Source organism: Nocardia sp. NPDC056564 (genome assembly GCF_042793755.1).
GTDB lineage: Bacteria > Actinomycetota > Actinomycetes > Mycobacteriales > Mycobacteriaceae > Nocardia.
This window is the reverse complement of record NZ_JBHTUR010000019.1, coordinates 3,512-24,906: the sequence shown is the minus strand read 5'-3', so window position 1 is coordinate 24,906 and position 21,395 is coordinate 3,512. Positions and strand designations below refer to the sequence as shown.

The 21,395-nt window shown below is 68.8% G+C and carries 17 protein-coding genes; 12 read left to right on the top strand and 5 right to left on the bottom strand.

Annotation, left to right across the window (positions count from 1 at the left end; translation table 11 throughout):
* Positions 1 to 8: 8 nt before the first annotated feature.
* Entirely contained in the window at positions 9 to 1,172 is a 1,164-nt protein-coding gene (locus ACFQ9K_RS34720; protein WP_378718148.1) for a hypothetical protein, read from the bottom strand.
* Positions 1,173 to 1,308: 136 nt separating this feature from the next.
* The gene (locus ACFQ9K_RS34715; protein WP_378718146.1) at positions 1,309 to 2,469 is read right to left on the bottom strand and encodes a hypothetical protein; all 1,161 of its coding nucleotides are present in this window, start codon (positions 2,467 to 2,469) and stop codon (positions 1,309 to 1,311) included.
* A gap of 189 nt (positions 2,470 to 2,658) precedes the next feature.
* On the opposite strand from ACFQ9K_RS34715, the gene ACFQ9K_RS34710 reads away from it, so the two are divergent.
* Complete coding sequence (locus ACFQ9K_RS34710; RefSeq protein ID WP_378718144.1) at positions 2,659 to 3,939, top strand: FHA domain-containing protein; 1,281 nt, start codon at positions 2,659 to 2,661, stop codon at positions 3,937 to 3,939.
* A 5-nt stretch (positions 3,940 to 3,944) separates the two neighbouring features.
* Here ACFQ9K_RS34710 and ACFQ9K_RS34705 read toward each other — a convergent pair whose 3' ends face one another.
* Complete coding sequence (locus ACFQ9K_RS34705) at positions 3,945 to 5,393, bottom strand: metallopeptidase (RefSeq protein WP_378718142.1); 1,449 nt, start codon at positions 5,391 to 5,393, stop codon at positions 3,945 to 3,947.
* 107 nt (positions 5,394 to 5,500) lie between these two features.
* On the opposite strand from ACFQ9K_RS34705, the gene ACFQ9K_RS34700 reads away from it, so the two are divergent.
* The 5 genes from ACFQ9K_RS34700 to glmM all read left to right on the top strand — a co-directional run bounded on the left by ACFQ9K_RS34700 (position 5,501) and on the right by glmM (position 12,553).
* Positions 5,501 to 7,999, top strand: coding sequence for an FHA domain-containing protein (locus ACFQ9K_RS34700; protein ID WP_378718140.1), 2,499 nt, complete (start codon positions 5,501 to 5,503; stop codon positions 7,997 to 7,999).
* A 76-nt stretch (positions 8,000 to 8,075) separates the two neighbouring features.
* On the top strand, positions 8,076 to 9,854 hold the full coding sequence (locus tag ACFQ9K_RS34695; protein ID WP_378718138.1) for a hypothetical protein: 1,779 nt from the start codon (positions 8,076 to 8,078) through the stop codon (positions 9,852 to 9,854).
* A gap of 158 nt (positions 9,855 to 10,012) precedes the next feature.
* Entirely contained in the window at positions 10,013 to 10,456 is a 444-nt protein-coding gene (gene rplM / locus ACFQ9K_RS34690; protein WP_378718137.1) for a 50S ribosomal protein L13, read from the top strand.
* Positions 10,453 to 10,968 (top strand): 30S ribosomal protein S9, encoded by a 516-nt coding sequence (gene rpsI / locus ACFQ9K_RS34685; protein WP_150404196.1) that lies wholly within the window; start codon positions 10,453 to 10,455, stop codon positions 10,966 to 10,968. Before rplM ends, rpsI begins: the two co-directional genes overlap by 4 nt.
* A gap of 208 nt (positions 10,969 to 11,176) precedes the next feature.
* Positions 11,177 to 12,553, top strand: coding sequence for a phosphoglucosamine mutase (glmM, locus tag ACFQ9K_RS34680; RefSeq protein ID WP_378718136.1), 1,377 nt, complete (start codon positions 11,177 to 11,179; stop codon positions 12,551 to 12,553).
* 13 nt (positions 12,554 to 12,566) lie between these two features.
* Here the strand turns inward: glmM and ACFQ9K_RS34675 are convergent, their stop codons facing one another.
* Positions 12,567 to 14,222, bottom strand: a complete 1,656-nt coding sequence (locus tag ACFQ9K_RS34675; RefSeq protein ID WP_378718135.1) for an ABC-F family ATP-binding cassette domain-containing protein — start codon at positions 14,220 to 14,222, stop codon at positions 12,567 to 12,569.
* Positions 14,223 to 14,401: 179 nt separating this feature from the next.
* Between ACFQ9K_RS34675 and ACFQ9K_RS34670 the strand changes: the two genes are divergently transcribed.
* The 5 genes from ACFQ9K_RS34670 to ACFQ9K_RS34650 all read left to right on the top strand — a co-directional run bounded on the left by ACFQ9K_RS34670 (position 14,402) and on the right by ACFQ9K_RS34650 (position 17,871).
* Positions 14,402 to 14,593, top strand: coding sequence for a PspC domain-containing protein (locus ACFQ9K_RS34670; RefSeq protein ID WP_378718133.1), 192 nt, complete (start codon positions 14,402 to 14,404; stop codon positions 14,591 to 14,593).
* A gap of 103 nt (positions 14,594 to 14,696) precedes the next feature.
* Positions 14,697 to 15,005: a DUF6802 family protein gene (locus ACFQ9K_RS34665; RefSeq protein WP_378718132.1), complete on the top strand. Its 309-nt coding sequence runs from the start codon at positions 14,697 to 14,699 to the stop codon at positions 15,003 to 15,005.
* 142 nt (positions 15,006 to 15,147) lie between these two features.
* On the top strand, positions 15,148 to 15,474 hold the full coding sequence (locus ACFQ9K_RS34660; protein ID WP_378718131.1) for a hypothetical protein: 327 nt from the start codon (positions 15,148 to 15,150) through the stop codon (positions 15,472 to 15,474).
* 9 nt (positions 15,475 to 15,483) lie between these two features.
* Positions 15,484 to 17,367, top strand: a complete 1,884-nt coding sequence (locus ACFQ9K_RS34655) for a hypothetical protein (protein WP_378718130.1) — start codon at positions 15,484 to 15,486, stop codon at positions 17,365 to 17,367.
* A gap of 156 nt (positions 17,368 to 17,523) precedes the next feature.
* Positions 17,524 to 17,871, top strand: coding sequence for a hypothetical protein (locus ACFQ9K_RS34650; protein ID WP_378718129.1), 348 nt, complete (start codon positions 17,524 to 17,526; stop codon positions 17,869 to 17,871).
* 150 nt (positions 17,872 to 18,021) lie between these two features.
* Here the strand turns inward: ACFQ9K_RS34650 and ACFQ9K_RS34645 are convergent, their stop codons facing one another.
* On the bottom strand, positions 18,022 to 18,879 hold the full coding sequence (locus tag ACFQ9K_RS34645; RefSeq protein WP_378718127.1) for a dienelactone hydrolase family protein: 858 nt from the start codon (positions 18,877 to 18,879) through the stop codon (positions 18,022 to 18,024).
* Positions 18,880 to 18,915: 36 nt separating this feature from the next.
* On the opposite strand from ACFQ9K_RS34645, the gene glmS reads away from it, so the two are divergent.
* A complete protein-coding gene (gene glmS, locus ACFQ9K_RS34640; RefSeq protein ID WP_378718125.1) occupies positions 18,916 to 20,799 on the top strand; it encodes a glutamine--fructose-6-phosphate transaminase (isomerizing) in 1,884 nt (627 codons plus the stop codon).
* The last annotated feature ends 596 nt before the right edge of the window (positions 20,800 to 21,395 follow it).

The following is a 21,395-nucleotide window of genomic DNA, read 5'->3' as shown; positions in this document are numbered from 1 at the left end:
CGCGCGCCTCATTTGGTGTTCACCAGCAGCGTGTACTCGGCCGAGATCCGCTGCTGGGCGTCCAGCAATTGGTGCGAGGCCGAGAACGCCGTGTAGCGGTCGTAGGACACCGAGCAGTAGAAGCGGATGGCCATGGTCGTTCGTCCGATGTACTCGTGGCAGGTGGCGGCGGGCAGATTCGCCGGCGCGGCGGCGCTCCGGAATCGTTTGTTCAGGCCGCCCATGTCTTTCTGCAGGGTCGCGGCCGCTGCGGCGTCGCGTGCCCGGTAGAGCTCGACTCCATTCGACGCGTACCGGTCGGCGCCCGCCGTCTCGAGATGGCGGAGCGTACTGGGCGGATCATTGACGAAATGCAGCGCGGTGCGGGCGTGGAAGGCGCCGGGCGGGTTGAGCCAGGAGTCTTCCTTCGGCCGTGCGATGGTGCGGTTGAGCATGCCGTCCAGGTCGATGTGCAGGTCCATCAGTTTGTCGGGCGGGGTCGGAGTGAACTTGGTGATGGCCGGGACCACCGTGTCGAGGCTCTTTTCCACCAGCGTCAGCATCGCGGGCAGATCGACCTTCTCCAGGTAAACCTTCAGGTAGTCGTAGATCCAGGTGAAGACGACGAATTTGCCGGTGGCAAACCAGGATCCGATCGATTGCTGATTCGGTTGCCAGTGTGCGTGCGCGGCCGGGTATTTCGGTATCGCCACGGCGGTGTTGCGGTCGTTCGCCTCGTGGTCGACCCGCTCGAGCGCCGCGGCGGCGTCCGTGGCCTTCTGCTCGTCCGGGAAGATCAGCACCGCGTTCAGCAGGTCGATGCCCCGGTTGTCCTCCTCGGTGCGACCGTAGCTCTGGAAGCCCGCGACGAAATCCGGCGCGGCCTCGGCGAACCGGTCGACGGCCATGATCTTGCCGAGGGCGAACTTCGGGTCGGTGAACACCGTGGCGGCGAACGGATTGCTGTACGTGAAACGGGAGTCGATGTCGAGCGGCACCGGCACGAAATTGCCGAGCCGTTCCGCTTCGATTATCCGGGCCTGCTCGAGGCTTTTCACCGCGCCCAATTGACGCGGTGCCGCGTCGTAATTTCCGACGTCCAGCTTGCTCAGGTCGACGGCGACGACGGGAGTTTCCGCACGCGGTTCATCCGATCCGCAACCTCCGGCGGCCATCGCCAGTATCGCCGCCATGCACAGGGCATACGCCGTCCGGCGCGGCATCGTTTTCGCGCGGAGCTGCAACATCCCTCCCCTGCCGACTGTGGTTCCGGCGAAATCCTACGTCACCGCGTGACGCGACACCCGGCCACAACGTTCGGGATTCGGCTCACAAACTGTTCGCGAGCAGCGCGTACTCCGCGGCCACTTTCTGCCGGACATCCGGTTCTTTGTCGCTCGTGACGACACCCACATATCGCTTGTACGGGACATAGCACCGGAACTTGTATTCGCGGTCCGGGTTGCCCTTGCTGTTGAGCTGCAGGCATTTGGCGCCGGGCACGTCCCTCGGTGCGCCGAGCGTGTCGTAGTGCGCGCCTTCGCTTTCCATCAGCCCGTCGGCCAGTTTCTGGGCGGCGGCGGTGTCCCTGGTGCGGGCGACGTAGCTGTCGTCGGCGACGGCCTGCCGGTCGACGCCCGCCTCCTCGACCAGGCGCAGGTGCGCGGACTCGTCCTCGGCGCGGTGCACCATGTGGCGCGGGCCGAAGGTGGCGAAGACGGCGGCGTCGGGGACGCGGTTCTTGCGATCGCTGACCGCGACCCTGGCGAGCAGCCCGTCCGGATCGACCTTCAGGTCCTTGATCTTCTCCTGCGGCGTCGCCTGGAATCTATCCAGCTGGTTGACCTGCGCGGCCAGCGTCTTGTCGACCCAGCCGGTCAGGTCGGCGCCGTCGGCGCGCGGACGCTGGATGAACAGGGAGATGACGAATTCCTTGTAGGCCATGAAGGTGCCGACGGTGGGAACGCCTGGGCGCCAATGGATGTAGGCGTCCGGGTACTTGGTCGAGGGCAGTTTGCGGTTGTCCGGCGAGATGGTGATGTCCACGTCTTCCAGCTCGCGGGCGGCGAGCTTGGCGATCGCCGGATCCGGGAAGCGGAACAGCGCGGTGGTCACCGCGGTCGCTTCCGGGGCCGGGTTGGTCTGCCCCGCCGGGTCGGGCCGATCGGCGCCGCTGGCCGCGTAACCGGTGAGCAGCTTGCGCTCGTCGAACACCGGCTTGGACGATTTGGCCACGAAATCGAGGGCCTGCTCGGCGTCGGCCACCACGGTGCTGCCCCGGCCGACCTTCAGCGACGGATCGATCAGCACGGTCGGCGCCACCGCGTCCGACATCCGCATGCCCTCGAGTAGCGCGGCCTTGTCGCCGGGGTCCTGGTTGTACTGGTGCCGGTCCACCGCGTAGGTGCCGACCTCTAGCTGGCGTACGTCGACCTCGCCCGCCGTGGCGGTGCCGCGTACCCCGCCGCACCCGGTCAGAAGACCAGCCAATGTGATACACGACGCGGCAAGCGCGATTCGCGATGTGCGAACCATGACGGGTCCTCGTTTCTTCACGTGCTGCCACTGAAGTTACCGGACGGACGCCTGGGAGGGGGATCGATAGTTGTCGGATTGCAATACCCTGGTTCGTGTGACGACGCCCCCGAACAGCGCCCTCGGTAGAGGCCGATCCCGCTGATGGATCGGCAGGTCGAGGTCGTCGTCGGTGGTCACGCGGTGGTGCGGGTCGCCGGGGCGCTCGTCGTGGTCGGGCATCGCGGTCCGGGCAGATTGACCCAGGATTCGACCGCCGCGCTCGCCGTGGAATCGCTGGCCGAGCTGGTGCGCGAGGCGTCCGGACAGGTACCGAACGGACCCGGCGCGGTGATCGCGCGCCAGGCCACCCGGTGGCTGATGAAGCAGGCCGAGCAGATCAGCCCGGGGGAGCCGATCGACTTCGGCATCCTGTCCACCGCGGAAAACGGTGGGGTGGCGATCTTCCTGCACGGCGCGGTGACCGCGGTGCTGGCCGGGGACGGCACGGTCGAGCGGTTTCGGGGCAGTGACGCGGCGTTCACCGTGGACCGGGTGGCCGGCCTGCCCGCGCGGGCGGTCGCGTTGTTCGTCGACGACGCCAAGGGCCGCATCCCCGAGCTGCCCGCGCAGCGCGGCATCGGCTGGCTGGTCGAGGGCATCGCGCAGGCGGGCGGGGCGATCATCTGGTCCGAGGAGGTGCGCACCAGGGCGTTGACCGGATCGCCGCGCGCGGGCGCGCATCGGCGCGACGACGAGGAACCGCTGCCGACCGCGCGCCTCGACCACGACGCGCCGCAGCGGGAACCGCAGCCGCCCACCGGAAGTCAGCGCTCGACCGCCGCGCACGACCTCGACGAGGACCCGCATCAGGCGCATACCGAGGTGGGCGGCACCACCCCGGCCGCACCGCCCGATCCGGAGTTGCAGCGGCGGCTGGAGGCGACGGCGAAGGCCACCGCGCTCACCGTCAAGGTGATGGGATTCAAGTGCGCCAGAGCGCATCCCAGCGATCCGCGGGCGGCGTTCTGCACGGTGTGCGGCATGCCGGTGGACCAGACCCAGGCGCTGATCGAGGTGATCCGCCCGCCGCTCGGCATCCTGATCCTCGACGACGGCATGACCTACGTGCTCGCCGCGGACGCGGTGATCGGCCGCGACCCAGAGCATTCCGACGCCGCGCAACGCGGCCTGGTCCCGCTACGGGTGGAGGATTCCTCCGGCGGCATGTCCCGCGCCCACGCCGAGGTCCATCTGTTGAACTGGGACGTGACCGTGGTGGATCGCGGCTCCACCAACGGAACGCGGACCCGCCTGCCCGGCTACCGGGACTGGATTCGACTGGCCCCCAACCAATCCATGGTCCTGGTCCCCGGCGCCGAGGTCATGCTCGGCAACCGCGTCCTGCGCTTCGAACACTCCGCGCCTCCGCCGTTCGGCGGCTAGGCCGACTACGAATACCTTGACGTGCAGGTCTTTTCGCCGTTGATCACGCCGGCGCGGAAGGCGTCGACGCGGGCGAAGCCGCTGCGCACGGTGTTGCCCTGGACGTCGCTGGCGGCCAGGCCGTCGGTGAGCAGGCCGGAGACCGCTTCGTCGAGATCGCCTGCGGCGAGGCCGATGTCGCCCTGCGCGGCCGGGCGGTTCGGTGCGGCGAGCTTGCCGGTGACGACGCCGGACAGGCAGGCCGCGCGCAGGCCGGTCTTGGCGCCGACCAGCTCCTGGCCGTTGTGCTGCTGGACCGCGAGGGTGTAGCGGGAGATGAAGACGATGTAGCCGTTGTAGTCGCCGGTCACCTTGAGCGGCAACGGATCGTCCACGTCCCAGTTGGACGCGCCGCGCTGGGCAAGGGCGGGAATGTCGGTGCCGATGGTGTTGGTGTCGGGGCAGTAACTGACCGGCTCGGTGGCGACGCCGTCGCGGCAGGCGATCTTGGCGCCGGAGTAGTCGTAGGTGGGCGCCGGCTTGGTCGGCAGCAGCGCGGCGAGGGCCTTGCTGAGCTCGACCAGGGTGCCCTTGTTGATCTCGTATTCGCCACGGCCGGTGTCGCCGCTGAAGTCCTTCGGCAGATTGCCGCGCCGCTGGTTGATCTCGTCGATGTCGATCCGCTTGCAGCCCTTGGGGCCGTCGGTGAAACCGACCTGCACCGCGGTGACGCGCTCGAAGGCCGAGCCGTGCACGCTTTCCGGGTCGTCGGGGTCGGAGTCGCGGATGGCCACGGTGGCGGCCAGGACGGAGTTGAGGCCGTCGGAGGTGTTGATGGTGAAGTGCTTGGACTTGCCCTCGGCGACCGAGCGCATGAACGCACCGGCGAAGCAGTCGGCCTGCTGTTCCTTGACGATCACCGGGTCCTTGGCGCCGACCAGCCGGGCCATGGTCTGCACCGCGTGCCCGTATTCGTGCGCGAGCACCATGACCACGGCCATCTTGCCGAAGGTCTCGGTCATGGCGGGCAGCAGCACGGAGCGGTCCCAGCCGATGGAGTTGTCCAGGCGGCAATAGGCGGCATTCACCAGGTGGAAAGTGGTTTCCTTGCAGAATTCGCGGGCGTCGCTGCGGGGCGCCTTCGCGCTCCAGGACAGCAGCGTGTCGACCGGCTTGAAATCGCCGCTCTGGAATTCCTTGCCGAATTCTCCGTGCCAGTAGGTCTGGATGTCTTCGACGGCGTTGAGCGCCAAGGTGTCCTCGGGGCCGCCGTCGCCGTTGGTCGCGGTGAGCGTGCTGTTCTCGACGCCAGGTCGCGGTCCGCTCGGGCCGCTGGTGGTCGGCAGCCCGGCCACCTTGAACGGGTCATCGTAGATGGAGACGGCACGGCCGTCGATCAATCTGGTGCAGCCCGCGACCAGCACCACGACGAGCAACGCGGCGGTAATGATCGCCGTCGCACGGACTTTCGGCAAGGCTCCCCCTATTCGGCCGGTATCACGTTCACATCGGTCGCCGGATCGGGGCAAAAGGCGCGTCGGGGGCACCGCCGATGTCCGGGTGATGGAATAGTATCCGCTGCATGTCTTCACCGGGGGCGCAGACCATCACCGTGCGCCATGATGGAAACGAACGAGTATTCGATTCGAGCCAGCAGGTCACCATGGGCCGTGCGCCGGAGGTGACGCTTTTCGTCGACAGCCCGCTGGTCTCACGGGTGCACGCGACGCTCACTTGGCAGGGTAGTGCCTGGGTGCTGAGCGATAACGGAAGCACCAACGGTGTGTTCGTGGACGCGCGCAGGCTCAGCCAGCCGGTGTCGATCGACCGGCCGACGCAGGTGCGTCTCGGTGACGCGATCAGCGGTCCGCTGCTCCATCTGTTGCCCGCCAATCCGCAACCCCCGCAGCGCCCTTCGGCACGGCCGCCGCAGTCGGGCCAGCAGCCCATGTCCGGTCAGCCGATGCACCAGCCGATGTCGGGGCAGCGGCCCGCCCAGCAGTTCCAGCGCCCGGCGTACCAGCCGCCGCAGGACGCGCCGCCGCAGGTCAACATCAACCTGACCACGCGCGCGGACACCTCGAACATGCCGCCGGTGCGCGCCAGGGCCGCCACCGCGGCGATCGCACGGGGCGACCGCCTGCCCGCCGGCGGCCTGACCATCGGCCGCACCTCCGACAACCAGATCGTGGTCAACGATCCGCTGGCCTCACGCAAGCACGCGCGCCTGGTCGCCGCCTCCGACGGGCTGACCATCGAGGACCTGGGATCGGCCAACGGCACCTTCGTCAACGGCCACCGCCAGCAGCGCTCGGTGCTGCGCGAGCGCGACATCATCACCATCGGCAACATCGACTTCGTGGTCCAGCAGGGCACCCTGGTGCTCCGGCAGAAGCCGGTCGCCGAGCAGGGCCTCGCGGTGCACGGGGTCGGCTTCACCGTCGAGGGCAACAAACAACTGCTGGTCGACGTGAACATGCAGGCCAGCCGGGGCACGCTGACCGCGCTGATCGGTCCGTCCGGCGCGGGCAAGTCGACGCTGTCGCGGTTGATCGCGGGCACCACCCGCCCGTCCGGCGGTGTGGTCACCTTCGAGGGCCGCAATCTGCACGCCGAGTACGAGGCGCTGCGCTCCCGGATCGGCATGGTGCCGCAGGACGATGTACTGCACCGCCAGCTCACCGTGCGGCAGGCGCTCGGCTACGCGGCCGAACTGCGGCTGCCGCCGGACAACAGCCGGGCCGACCGGCAGCAGGTGATCGACGGTGTGCTGAAAGAGCTTTCCCTGACCGAGCACGCGGACACCAGGGTGGACCGGCTCTCCGGCGGCCAGCGCAAGCGCGCCTCGGTCGCGCTGGAGCTGCTCACCGGCCCCTCGCTGCTGATCCTGGACGAGCCGACCTCGGGCCTGGACCCGGCGCTGGACCGGCAGGTGATGGTGATGCTGCGCGAGCTGGCCGACGCGGGCCGCGTGGTGATCGTGGTGACCCACTCCATCGCCCACCTGGACATGTGCGATCAGGTGCTGCTGCTCGCGCCGGGCGGCAAGACCGCCTACTGCGGCAACCCGGCCGGCGTCGGCAACGCGCTCGGCACCAGCGACTGGGCGGAGATCTTCGCCAACGTGGCGGCCAACCCGGATCAGGCGTTCGCCGCCTATCGCTCCCGGCAGGCGTTCGCGCCACCGCCGCCACCGCCGCCTCAGCAATACGGACCGGCGGGCTCGCCACCGCAATCCAGTGGCGGCAAACAGTTCTCGACGCTGTCGCGCAGGCAGCTGCGGCTGATCCTGGCCGACCGCGGCTACCTGTCGTTCCTGGTGATCCTGCCGTTCATCCTCGGCGCGCTGTCCCTGGTGGTGCCGGGCAAGGACGGTTTCCAGCGGGGCGCGCTGAAGGCGTTGCCGGACGGCACCTTCGTGCCCACCGGCGGCGGCGAGACCCAGCAGCTGCTCGTGGTGCTGATCCTCGGCGCCTGCTTCATGGGATCCACGCTCACCGTGCGTGATCTGGTCGGCGAGCGCACCATCTTCCAGCGCGAACGCGCGGTCGGGTTGCTGCCGTCGGCGTATCTGTCGGCGAAGATCGCGGTGTTCAGTATCACCGCGCTGTTGCAATCGGCGGTGCTGGTGGGCATCGTGCTCGCCGGGAAGAAGCGGCCCGGCGAGGGCGCGGTGCTGTCCTCGGGCAGCGCGGAGTTGTACATCGATATCGCGTTGACCGCGGTGTGCTGTGTCGTTGTCGGACTGCTGCTTTCGTCGCTGGCCAAGTCGAACGAGCAGGTGATGCCGCTGCTGGTGGTCGCCATCATGGTGCAGCTGGTGATGGCGGGCGGGCTGATCCCGGTCACCGGCCGGGTGGTGCTCGAGCAGGTGTCCTGGTTGTTCCCGGCGCGCTGGGGTTACGCGGCCGGCGCCTCGACGGTGAACATTCGTGAGGTGTTCCTCAACGCGCAACCCGACACGTTGTGGCAGCACACACCGGGCATCTGGGCACTGGACGTCGGCGTGCTGCTACTGATCACCCTGGTGCTCGCCGTGATCACCTGGCGGCGGTTGCGACTGAAGTCCTCGGCCACGTGATGCGCGAGCGATTTTGCGGCCGCTACCGGGGGCTCCGGACAAGAGCAAGCATCTCGGCCGCACACCAGGCACACTTATGCCTGTGACGGTGCGAGTAGGGGCAGTACATCTCGGCTGGGATGTGGTGTCCGTGGCCGCGGGTGGTGGTGGCACACCGATCCGCCCGGTCCAGGTGGAGGGTATGTGGACACCGCCGGCGTATTTGCTGGCTGATTCGTCGGGGCGGTTGCACACCGCCGGCGTGGACCGGCAGCGCCCGGACCTGGGCATGGCGATCGCCGACGTGCGCGACATCCTCGGCCACCCGCAGATCGTGGTGGCCGGGGCGACCTGGCCTGCCGAATTGGTGTTCCGGGCCAGGATGTACAACCCGCTCGCCTCGATCGGCAAGCATCTGCGCGGCAAGCCGGATCTGGTGGCGCTGCCGTTCCCGGACGGCTGGCCGGACGAGAAGGTCGAGGTGTACGCCGGGCTGGTGGAACAGCTCGACGTGACCGTCGAGCCGCTGCCGGAGAGCGTCGCGCTGTCCGGTTACGTGCGCGCGCTCGGGCTGGTGCATCCGCCGGACCAGGCGCGCCCGCACGGCATCGGCGCGACCGGCGTGTACTCCGACGGCCGGACCGTGCTGGTGGTGGCGGTGCATGGCGACGACGAACAGCCGACCGAATCGGTCGACGTGCCGGTGACCATGGAGTCCATGCGCGACGCCAGGTCAGCGGACAATGTGGTGATCGAGGTGATGGCCGCGGCCCGCTCGATCGGCGCGGACACCTCGACGGTGCTGCTCTCGGGCAACGTGTGCTTCAACGACGCGTTGCGGCTGGCCTTCCAGAACCATCTCGGCCACCGGCTCCAGGTCGCCGATCATCCGATGCACGCGCTCGTGCTCGGCGCGGCCCACCTGCTGGTCACCGACACCGAGGCGGCGGAGCCGGAACCGGCGGGACCGCCGGGGCGGCATGCCGAGCCCGCGCAACCGCGCGTCGATCCCACCCAATTCCAGGACCCGGGCCCGCAGTTTCGCGATCCGGCCGGGCACTACCGGGCCGAGTCCGCGCCGCAGCAGGCCGCGCCCGGTCAGCGTCAGGCCGGTGCCGCGCATCGGCAGGCCGAATCGGCGCAGCGCCAAGCGGAGTCCTCACAGCGCCGAACGGACGTGCCACAGCCCCACATGGATCCGTCGCCGCCGCGAACGGTGCCGCCCGTGCAGTACGGGCCCGGCTATCCGACGCAGGGTGAGGAACCGACGACCAGGATCACCCGCGACGAGGTCCAGCGTGGGCTGCCGCCGAATCTGGCCGAGTTGGGCAGCCGTTTCACCCGGCCGCCGGGGCAGTACCCCGAGGACCAGAGCCGCCCGCCCGGCAGCGGTGCGCCGCAGAGCGGGCCGTCCGGCGCTCGGTCGTATCAGGCGCCGCAGTCCGATCCCGCCGACCCCGGACGGCAGGGGCAATGGCGCGAACCCGAGCCGGACGACGACGATGACGAAGGCCGCCCCCGCAAGGGGAAGCTGTGGAACAAGATGAAGGACAACCTGTTCGGGGCGCACACGGTGGTCGGCGCGCTGGCGCTGGCCGTGGTCGCGCTGCCGACCGGCGCCGACCGGGTCGAGCTGACCGCGGCCGAGGTGAGCCTGGCGGCGCCGGCGCCCACCGGTCCGACGGTGTGCCCGCTGATGCCGTACGTGACCAACGAGGTCCGGCCCGGCATCTCGTCCACCCGCGGTCCGGCGGACGCCCCGCACGACCGGGAGGCCGCGGACCCCGACTGTGGGCAGCCGGGCGTCGACACCCTGCGCTTCCTGCTACCCGGCCCGCGCCGGGCCATAGATCCAGGGCCACCGATCCAGATCTGACGCGATTTCGGCTGGTAGATCCGGGCTGGTATTGTGGCTCGTTGGCGTATGGGCGGCCGGGAAACCGGTCGTGCAATCGAACCCCGGGTCTCCACCGGCCGCCGGGAGCTTCGACCACATGCCTGGCCGGCAACACCGACTACAGACAGGGAAGCACTGTGCCTACGTACAGCCCCAAGGCTGGTGACGTCACCCGGCAGTGGTACGTCATCGATGCCACTGACGTAGTGCTCGGCCGTCTCGCCGTTCAAGCAGCGAATCTGCTGCGTGGCAAGACGAAGCCGACCTACGCGCCGAACTTCGACGGTGGCGATTTCGTCGTCATCATCAACGCCGACAAGGTTGCCATCTCCGGCAACAAGAAGGCGGACAAGCTGATCCACCACCACAGCGGGCACCCGGGCGGCCTCAAGTCGCGCACTGTCGGTCAGGTGTTGGAGACCCGTCCGGACCGGCTCGTGGAGAAGGCCGTCAAGGGCATGATCCCGAAGAACAAGCTCGGCAACGCGATCGCGGGCAAGCTGAAGGTCTACGCAGGCCCGAACCACCCGCACGCCGCTCAGCAGCCCATTCCGTTCGAGATCAAGCAGGTGGCCCAGTGACCGCTCCTGAGGAATTCAACGAAGAGGCCGTCGTCGAGGAATTCGACGCCGTCGAGGTCGTCGAGGACGGCGAAGGCTACGAAGAGGCCGAGGTCGCCGCGGAGACCTTCGCCCCGATCGTGATCGACCGCCCGGTGCAGACCGTCGGCCGCCGCAAGGAAGCCGTCGTTCGCGTGCGCATGGTGCCGGGCTCCGGCAACTTCGTGCTCAACGGCCGCACCATCGAGGATTACTTCCCGAACAAGGTGCACCAGCAGCTGGTCAAGTCGCCGCTGGTGACCGTCGAGCGGGCCGAGAACTTCGACATCATCGCCCTGCTGCACGGTGGCGGCCCGTCGGGACAGGCCGGCGCCCTGCGTCTGGCCATCGCCCGCGCGCTCATCGAGGTCACCCCGGACGACCGCCCCGCCCTGAAGCGGGCCGGCTTCCTGACGCGTGACCCGCGTGCCGTCGAGCGGAAGAAGTACGGTCTGAAGAAGGCCCGTAAGGCGCCGCAGTACTCGAAGCGCTGATTTTGGCTTCGCCGACCACCGTCATCCGGCACCCTGGAGGTACCGGGGGCGGTACGGTCGGCGGGCAACCTGTACGAGAGCAGGCGTCCAGCATCGACTGGTCGCCTGCTCTCGTGCTGTATCAGCCGCGGCGTTTCGTCTGCCCTACGAGGCAACACCGCCTGTCGCCTTCGGGCGCGCCGCGGATCCACCGATGAGGGGCTGAGGTATGGGACGTTTGTTCGGCACCGACGGAATCCGTGGGCTGGCCAACGAGTCGTTGAGTCCGGAACTGGCGCTGCGCGTTTCGGGTGCGGCCGCCCAGATTTTGAGCAGTGGCAAGGACCGCCCGCTCGCGGTGGTCGGCCGCGACTCGCGCGCCAGCGGTGAGATGCTGGAGGCCGCGGTGACCGCGGGCCTGACCGCCACCGGGGTGAACGTACTTCAGGTCGGCGTGCTGCCGACGCCGGCCGTCGCCTACCTCACCGGGCTCTACGACGCGTGCTTCGGCGTGATGATCTCCGCCTCGCACAATCCCATGCCGGACAACGGCATCAAGATCTTCGCGGCCGGCGGGCACAAGCTCGACGACGCCATCGAGGACCGGATCGAGGCGCTGCTCGCCGAGGAGGTCACGGTGCGACCGACCGGGCGCGGCATCGGCCGGGTGGTCAACGCCTCCGGCGCGCGCGACCACGGGCAGACCATTCCCGATCAGTACAGCATCGCGGGCACGCACGAGCGCTACGTCGAGCACCTCGTGGAGGCGACCGCGCAGGATCTTTCCGGGCTGACCGTGGTGGTCGACTGCGCGCACGGCGCGGCCGCCGAGGTCGGGCCCGCGGCGTTCCGCGCGGCGGGCGCGACGGTGATCGCGATCAACGCCGAGCCGGACGGCCTCAATATCAACGACGGTTGCGGCTCAACGCATTTGGACATGGTGCAGCGGGCGGTGCGCGAGCACGGCGCCGACCTGGGGCTGGCCCTCGACGGTGACGCGGACCGCTGCCTCGCGGTCGATGCCGACGGCAAGGTGGTCGACGGTGACGTGATCCTGGCGATCCTCGCGCTCGACCTGCACGAGGCCGGTGAGCTGGCCGAGGACACGCTGGTCGGCACCGTGATGAGCAATCTCGGCCTGCACATCGCCATGCGGGAAGCCGGAATCACCCTGCTCACCACCGCCGTTGGTGACCGCTACGTGCTCGAGGAGCTGCGCCGCGGCGGGTACACGCTCGGCGGTGAACAGTCCGGGCACGTCATCTTCCCGAAGTTCGGCACCACCGGCGACGGCATCCTCACCGGCCTGAAACTGATGGCCAGGATGGCGCGGACCCGGCGTAGCCTGGCCGACCTGTCCGGCGTATTGCAAACGGTGCCACAGGTTTTGGTGAACGTGCCGGTCAGCGACAAGTCGCTGGTCGCGGCGGCGCCCGAGGTCCGCGACGCGGTGCTGGAGGCCGAACGCATGCTCGGCGACACCGGCCGGGTTCTGTTGCGCCCCAGCGGCACCGAGCAGCTGGTCCGGGTCATGGTCGAGGCGACCGATCCGGCCCAGGCCAGGCAGCTCGCCGACGACCTGGCCAAGCGGGTCGCTTCCGTCTGATCGGCAGCGCCGGTCAGGTGGCTTCGGTGAGCCTGCCGAAGTCCATGTGCCAGCGGCGGGTCGCCTGGACGGTGTCCAGCATCCGGCGGTCGTGCGTGACCAGCAGCAGTGTGCCGGTGAAGGATTCGACCGCCTGCTCTAGCTGTTCGATGGCGGGCAGGTCCAGGTGGTTGGTCGGTTCGTCGAGGACGAGCAGGTTCACCCCGCGCGCCTGCAGCAGCGCCAGCGCGGCGCGGGTGCGTTCGCCGGGGGACAGGGTTTCGCAGGGGCGCAACGCCTGTGCGCCGCGCAGGCCGAACTTGGCCAGCAGCGTTCGGACCTCGGCGTCCGGCCAGTCCGGCATCTGCGCGCCGAAAGTGTCGGCCAGCGAGGTAGTTCCGCGGAACAGCCCGCGCGTCTGGTCCACCTCACCGATCTCCACACCGGAGCCGAGCGTGGCGGATCCGGTGTGCGGCTTGATCTTTCCCAGCAGCAACGCGAGCAGCGTGGACTTGCCGGAGCCATTGGCCCCGGTCAGCACGATCCGGTCCGCCCAGTCGACCTGGAGGGTGATCGGGCCGAGGGTGAAATCGCCCTGGGTGACCGTCGCGTCGGACAGCGTGGCCACCACCGATCCGCTGCGCGGCGCGCTGCCGATGGTCATCCGCAGCTCCCACTCCTTGCGCGGCTCCTCGACCACGTCCAGGCGTTCGATGCGGCGTTGCGTCTGGCGGGCTTTGGCGGCCTGCTTCTCGGTGGACTCGGCGCGCATCTTGCGCCCGGCCTTGTCCGAGTCGACCTTCTTCGGGTCGCGGGCCTTGCGACGGGCATTGCGCACACCGTGTTCGAGCCAGTTGCGCTGCATCTGCGCACGGGCCTCCAGGCCCGCCTTGGTGTCGGCGAACTCCTCGTAGGCCTCGCGGGCGTGCCGGCGGGCGGTCTCGCGCTCGGTGAGATACGCCTCGTAACCACCGTCGTAGAGGCCCACCTGCTGCTGGGCCAGATCCAGTTCGACGATGCGATTCACGGTCCGAGCCAGGAACTCTCGGTCGTGGCTGATCACCACGAGCGGCACCCGGACGCCGGTGACGAACTGCTCCAGGCGGGCCAGGCCGTCCAGATCGAGGTCGTTGGTCGGCTCGTCGAGCAGCAGAATGTCGAAGCGGGACAACAGCACCGAGGCCAGGCCTGCGCGCGCGGCTTGGCCGCCGGACAGTCCGGTCATCGGGGTGCCCAGGCCGTTGGGCAGGCTGGCGATCAGGCCGAGATCGGCGGCGACCTCGGCGGCGCGCTGGTCGAGGTCCGCGCCGCCGAGGGCGAGCCAGCGTTCGAGTGCGGGGGAATAGGTGTCTTCGCCGCCGTCGGCGATGCCTTCCGCCGCGGCGTCCATCGCCCGCTGGGCCGCCGTGACTCCCGTTCGGCGACCCAGGAATTCGAGGACCGTCTCGCCGGCCACCCGCTCGGGTTCCTGCGCGAGGTAGCCGACGGTGGCGTCGGGCGGGCTCAACGTGATGTTGCCGGTCGGTGTGCGCCGGTCCGCGAGCATGCGCAGCAGCGTCGACTTGCCCGCGCCGTTCGCGCCGACCAGGCCGATCACGTCGCCCGGGGCCAGGGTGAGATCGAGGTCGTCGAACAGGACGCGTTCGCCGTGGCCCGCGGACAGTCCGCGCGCGTGCAGAGTGGTGCTCACTTTCCCAAGTCTGCCGTGTTCACGCGGTCGCCCCGCACCCGGTCGGCACTCGGGGTCGCACCCTGACCCCTGGGTACTGGAAATCAGGGTCGGGATCGGTCCACGGAGCGATGCGGCACGATGCGCGGCTCGGCAGAGTGGAGTTCGAAGAGATCACCACCAGAGAGGGAACGAAGACCATGACCGCACCCACCCGCCGTTTCACCCGCTCCACCCACGACAAATGGATCGCCGGAGTCTGCGGCGGCATCGCCGAGTACCTGGGCTGGAATGCCAATGTCGTGCGCCTGCTGTTCGTGCTGTCCTGCCTGCTGCCCGGCCCGCAGTTCATCGTCTACCTGGTGCTGTGGCTGCTGATGCCGAAGAAGTGAGGCCAGGGGGCTGCGTCGGGCACCCATGGATGTCAGGATGGAGCGATAGCGTTGTTGTCGGGTCATTGGATGACAGCATCACGAGTCCTGCTGAGGAGGAGTAATGATCACCTCGGGTGAATTGCCGGGCCTGGAACTGCCCGGCATCGACGCGTCCTCGTCGCTCGACGGCCTCGGCGCGATCGAATTGCACCATCCCACGCAGGACATCGATGGGGACGGCACGCTCGACACCATCACCACCAACGGTGGCGACGCCGTGCAGGTCTGGACCGATTACGACCACGACGGTCTGGCCGACCACGTCACCGTGGTGGAAAACGACGGCGATTACGCCGCGTGGGAGTTCCATCGGCATCCGGACGGTTCGTCGGAGTGGGTGCGTACCGATCACGGGAAGATCGGCGGCTAGCTCCGTCCGGCCGGTTCGGCACGGCTCTGCGAATTCGATGGAACCGAACGTCGGCGAGGCGCGTCGAAGGAAGTAATGGGGACGCCCGGCGCCGACGTAAGTCCGGGGAGATCGTGTACGACGCAGGGACGGAGGGGATCGCGTGGCCGGATCCGAGTTGGTCGGCGTCAAGACCGGGGAGTTGGGCCGCCTCGGCAACGACCTGAGTACGTCCGGGCAGACCGTGCGTAATCGGGCGAAGGACGTGGCCGACGCCACGTTCGGCCCGGCCGACGCGGGCGCTAACTACGCCGACCAGGGAAGCCAGATCCAGGCCGGGCTCGACGCGATCTACCAGTGGCTCGGTAACTGGTCGGAGGCGACGCTCGCCACCGGCGATGTGGTGGGCGCCGCGGTGGTGAAGTACTCGAATACCGATCGAGAGGCTTCGTTCGACATCGCGAAGCTCGACCATGGCGGCAAGGCGTAGCGGGCGGCCATGGCATTCGACGTTCCGGCCTACGCGCCCGTTGCCGAGTATCTGAATATCGGGTCGCGGAGCCTGTTGTACTTCGAGAAGTTCGAACCACGGTTCAAGCGCGCATTCGGCGAAACCGCGGATGTGCCCGCCTATCAGCAGCTGCACAAGCGGTTCTACGAACAGAACGGGTTGAACGAGGACAAGCTGCGCAACGTCGCGGCGAAGCTCCAGGTCGTGCTGCAAGACGCGGGCGCCCAGCTGGACGTGCAGCGCGGCCAGGCCAAGGCCCTCTGGGCTTGCTGGGAGGGCGCGGCCGCCGAAGCGGCAGGGGCCATGCTGAACCAGCAGGTGGAGCAGGCGGGGACCGACTGGAAGGCCGCGGGGGAGGCTTGGAAGGCGATCGCGGCGGCCGGGGATGGGCTGCGCTCCGCGGTGAAGCTCAAAGCGGACGTGGTGCGCTACATCCTGGAGAACGGCGAGAGCGTCAGAATCGCGGAGAAGTCGCCGGAAGACATCGACGACATCATTTCCGGCACCAGCATCGCGGTCAGCAATGGCTGGCAAGACGACAGTTTGCTCAGCAAGCTCGGCCGCATCTTTCCGGACCTGACCGGTGGCTCCGATGCCTGGGCCGCCCGCAATATCCTCGGCATTCTGCCGGGATCGGACTATCAGCAGCATATTCAGGCGCGTTGCCGGCACTGGCTGGACAACGTGTTCAAGCCGGACTATCTGGCCAAGGTGCAGAAGTTCACCGCGGCCTGCGATGTGACCGATGCGGCGGTCAAACAGGTCTACGCGCCGATAGTCAGTGCGCTGGGCCAGGTTTCGGTTGCTTCGTATCCACGTCCGGTGGGGGTGCCGGTGCAGCAGCCGGTGCAGGAGCAGCCGAAGAGCGAGGGGACGCCGAAAGAGTCGGGGGTGCCGAAGGCGGATAGTCCTGTCGCGCCGACAGTTCCGGCGAGTACTACGCCCGCGCCGTCGACGCCCAGCTCTCCGTCGACGCCCGTGACGCCCTCGTCGCCCACTGTTCCGGCGAGCACAACGCAGGTGCCCGCGACGCCGAACACGCCGTCGTCACCGAGCACACCGTCAACGCCCGCGACACCGAACACACCGTCAACGCCTGCCACGCCGTCGACGCAGACGGTCCCGAATACCTCATCGCTGGAAGGCTTGCCCGCGCTCAGTCAGGTGGCGACTCAGTTGTCGCCCTTGGCATCTGGGATCAGCAGCCTCGTCGATGCCGGGGTCAGTTCGCTGACCGGGATCATCAAGGACGGCGCCGAGGACGCGGTGAAGATGGTCGAGGGGCTCATCGAGCCGACACCGGTCGACAAGGACGGTGACGGCAAGCCGGACAGCAAGCCGGCCGCCGAATTCGATGTTGCCGGAAAGCATCTGAAGTTCGAGATGGCGGATGGTCAGCTGAAACTGATGATGTCCGACGGGGACGGGAAGCCGCAGGAATTCAGCGTGAAGCTGGACGAGCACGGGATGCCGGTCATCTCGATGAACGAGCCGAAGGATGAGGCGACGCCTGCGGCACCCGGTGACAAGCCGCCCGCCGACCACGCCCCGGGCGCGCCGGAGAAAGCGAAGTCGCCCGCGGATCAGGCTCCGTCCGCGCCGGACAATGAGAAGCCGGGTGTGAAGTCGCCTGCGGAACCCGCTCCGGAGCAGCAGAAACCGGTCGAGAAGCCGCACACCGCGGAGGACGAGAACGCTGGTCAGCCGAGTGCCCGCACGGGCACCCCACCACCCATGCGGCGCGAAGAAGACGGCGAGCACAGGCCCAAACGCATGCCGGGCGAACAGAATCCGGAGGCCCCGTTCGACACCGGCGCGGAACTGGCCGAGGCCGGTCCGATGGGCGATCTGGCCGAGGCCGGTCCACTGTGAGCACGCCACAGCGGACCGGGAACCCGGTAGCCTGATGCGGACGCGGCGGGGAGCGTGGGAGCGCGCCGTCGGGGTGCTGCGCTCGCGGCGCGAAGTCGAGGGCCTGCGCGGAGCAGCGAGCTGATGTCCACCTGCGGATCGGGGAGAACCGAGATCGTGAGTTACGCCGAGGAGATCGAGCGCGCCGCCGAGGAATGCCGCCGTCGCTCGGCCCTGCTGCTGGACGAACTCGAGCAGATCAACCGGCGGACCGCGGACACCAGCCGCGAACTCGCCGAGGCCGCCGCCACCGACATGCGGGAATTCCTCGCCGCACACGCCGACCAGCTGGCCCAAGCGCGTGCCGAGCTCGAAGAGCGAGAACGCCTCGAAACAGAGGCCCGCGAACAACGGGAAGCCATCGCCCGCTCGATCGCCGCCCGCAAAGCCAACCGCGACGTCCTGCCGGTCGACCAGGAGGACGAGGAAGCCGCCTTCTACCAACGCGAAACCTGGCTGATCTGAGCCCACCATCCGGTGTCGCCATCCCCATCGGCGCCAGCCCGCCAATGCCCCGAAGATCAGCACTCTTGTTGGGATCCGCACCGAAAATAGGGCCCTAAGCCAGCGCAGGTCCCGAGAGCGGGTGCGGATTCTGCTGTCTGGGCGCGGGGGTCAGCGGCGGAGCAGGCTGGCGAGTTGGCCGACCTTGAGTTTGGGCGCCTTCGGCTCTTCCTTGGCTTCCGGGTCGATGACCGCGGTGTGCGGGATTTCCGCGTCCGGGTCGGCGAACAGTTTGTAGGTCTTGTCGCCGACGACGGTGGCGAGCAGGTAGCCGGCCAGCAGGGCGCGGGTGGTGCGGGCGGTCTTGGATTCGTGTTTGCCCGCGCCGACGGCGGCCAGCACGCGGCGGCCCTCGATGATGCCGTTGTGCGAGGCGCCGTCGATCGCCCGGAAGACCGACCGGCCGCCCCACGCGGTGGCGAGGGGGATGGCGTTGGAGCTGACCGAGGCGAGATCGGTGGCGCCGGCCAGGATCAGCGCGGGCGTGTCGAGGTCGGGGGCGAGGTTTTCCGCGGACGGTGCGGTGGGGGCCGGGAACAGGGCGGCGACCGCGGCGACCTGGCGCTGGGTCGCGGCGATGACGGCGGCGCCCGCGCCCATGCCGTGGCCGACCAGGGCGAGCCGGTCGGGGTGCACGCTGATGGTGCCGTCGCCGAGCCGCACACCTGTGCAGATGTCCAGGGTGGTGAGCAGGTCGGTGCCGAGGCCGAGGTGTGAGGGGATCGGCCCGCGCTCGGTATCGGGGGCGGCGACCACGAAACCCCAGGACGCGAGGTGCTCGAGTAGCTGCCGATAGTTGGCGGCGCCGGTCAACCAGCCGTGCCCGAACGCGACGGCGGGCAGGTTGAGCCCCGATTCGGGCGTGAATACCACCCCCGGCTGCCCGGCGATGGCCAGATTGCCGCGGAGCACCCGATGGGGGCCGCGGCTGGTCAGGGTGCTCAGGAGTGATTTCACAGACGCCGACACGACGAGAACGTTATCCGATAAGTACTCTGGTGAGCCATGTGCGGAATCGTGGGGTACGTCGGATACCGGGACGCGCTCGGCGTTGTCGTTGACGCGTTGCGCCGCATGGAATATCGCGGCTACGACTCCGCGGGTGTGGCGATCGTCGACGGCGCCGGTGCGCTGGCAGTGGAACGCAAGGCAGGCAAGCTGGCGAATCTGGAGGCCGAGCTCGCCGAAATCGGGGTCGCGCGCTTCGCGGGCAGCACCGGCATGGGACACACCCGGTGGGCGACGCACGGCGCGCCGACCGACCGCAACGCGCACCCGCATCGCGACGACAGCGGCAAGGTCGCGGTGGTGCACAACGGGATCATCGAGAACTTCGCCCCGCTGCGCCGGGAGCTGGAGGACGCGGGCGTCGAGCTACGCAGCGACACCGACACCGAGGTCGCGGTGCACCTGGTGGCCAGGGCCTACGCCGAGGGACCGACGGCGGGCGACTTCGCGGCCAGCGCGCTCGCGGTGGTTCGCCGGCTCGAAGGCGCGTTCACGCTGGTCTTCACCCACGCCGATCACCCGGACCTGATCTTCGCGGCGCGCCGGTCGACGCCGCTGGTGATCGGGGTCGGCAAGGGCGAGATGTTCATCGCCTCGGATGTCACGGCGTTCATCGAGCACACCCGCGAGGCGGTCGAGCTCGGTCAGGACCAGGCCGTGGTGATCACGGCGGACAGCTACACCGTCACCGATTTCGCGGGCGACGACGCGACCGCGCGCACCCGCCCGTTCACCATCGACTGGGATCTGGCCGCCGCCGAGAAGGGCGGCCACGACTACTTCATGCTCAAGGAGATCGAGGAGCAGCCCGCCGCGGTGGCGGACACCCTCATCGGGCACTTCAGCGTGGACCAGGACGGTGCCGGCCGGATCGTGCTGGACGAGCAGCGCCTCGCCGATCAGGAGCTGCGCGACTTCGACAAGGTCTTCGTCGTCGCCTGCGGCAGCGCCTACCACTCCGGCCTGCTGGCCAAGTACGCGATCGAGCACTGGACCCGGCTGCCCGTCGAGGTGGAGCTGGCCAGCGAATTCCGTTACCGCGACCCGGTTCTGGATCGGTCGACGCTGGTCGTGGCGATCTCGCAGTCCGGCGAGACGGCCGACACGCTCGAGGCGGTGCGGCACGCCAAGGAGCAGAAGGCTCGCGTGCTGGCGATCTGCAATACCAACGGCGCGCAGATTCCGCGCGAGTCCGACGCGGTGCTCTACACCAGGGCCGGGCCGGAGATCGGCGTCGCCTCGACCAAGGCGTTCCTGGCCCAGGTGACCGCGAATTACCTGGTCGGGCTGGCCTTGGCGCAGGCGCGCGGCACCAAGTACCCGGACGAGGTGGCCCGCGAGTTCGCCGAGCTGGAGGCGATGCCGAAGCTGGTGGAGCGGGTGCTGGAGACGGCACCGCAGGTGCGGGCGATCGCGCGCGAGCTGGCGCACGTGTCGACGGTGCTGTTCCTCGGGCGCCACGTCGGCTACCCGGTGGCGCTGGAGGGCGCGCTCAAGCTCAAGGAGCTGGCGTACATGCACGCCGAGGGTTTCGCGGCGGGCGAGCTCAAGCACGGCCCGATCGCGCTGATCGAACAGGGCCTGCCGGTGATCGTGGTGATGCCGTCCCCGAAGGGCCGCGCGGTGCTGCACTCCAAGCTGCTCAGCAACATTCGCGAGATCCAGGCGCGTGGCGCGCGCACCATCGTGATCGCCGAGGAGGGCGACGACACGGTGCGTCCGTTCGCCGACGATCTCATCGAGATCCCGTCGGCGCCGACGCTGCTCCAGCCGCTGCTGTCGACCGTCCCGTTGCAGATCTTCGCCGCCGAGGTAGCGCAGGCCCGCGGCTACGACGTGGACAAGCCCCGCAACCTGGCAAAGTCCGTCACCGTCGAATAACCCACCACCCCACCCCCTTCCACGCGACGCACCCCGAACCGCTCAGCGATTCGGGGTGCATCGCGTTCAGCACGGGCGGGACACTGCTGCGTCAAAGCGCGAGTACCGGCTCGGTGGTGCCCCGTTCAGCGCTGTGCTGTCTGTCGGGTGGGACTTGGTTGCGGGGAAGTGTGAGTGCTGGCGTGGTGGTGTCCCGTTGGGTGCTGCGCTGCCCGTCGGGTGGGACGTGGTTGCGGCGAAGTGAGTGCTGGCTTGGTGGTGTCCGGTTGGATATTGGGCTGGTTGTCTGGTGGGACATCGCTGCGGCGAAGTGTGAAAGCTGGCGTGGTGGTGTCCCGTTGGGTGCTGGCCTGGTCGCCTGGTGGGACATTGCTGCGGGGAAGTGTGAGTGCTGGTGTGGTGGTGTCCCGTTGGGTGCTGGGGTGCCGGTTGGGTGGGACGTGGTTGCGGGGAAGTGAGTGCTGGCTTGGTGGTGTCCGGTTGGATATTGGGCTGGTTGTCTGGTGGGACATTGCTGCGGGGAAGTGTGAGTGCTGGTGTGGTGGTGTCCCGTTGGGTGCTGGGGTGCCGGTTGGGTGGGACGTGGTTGCGGGGAA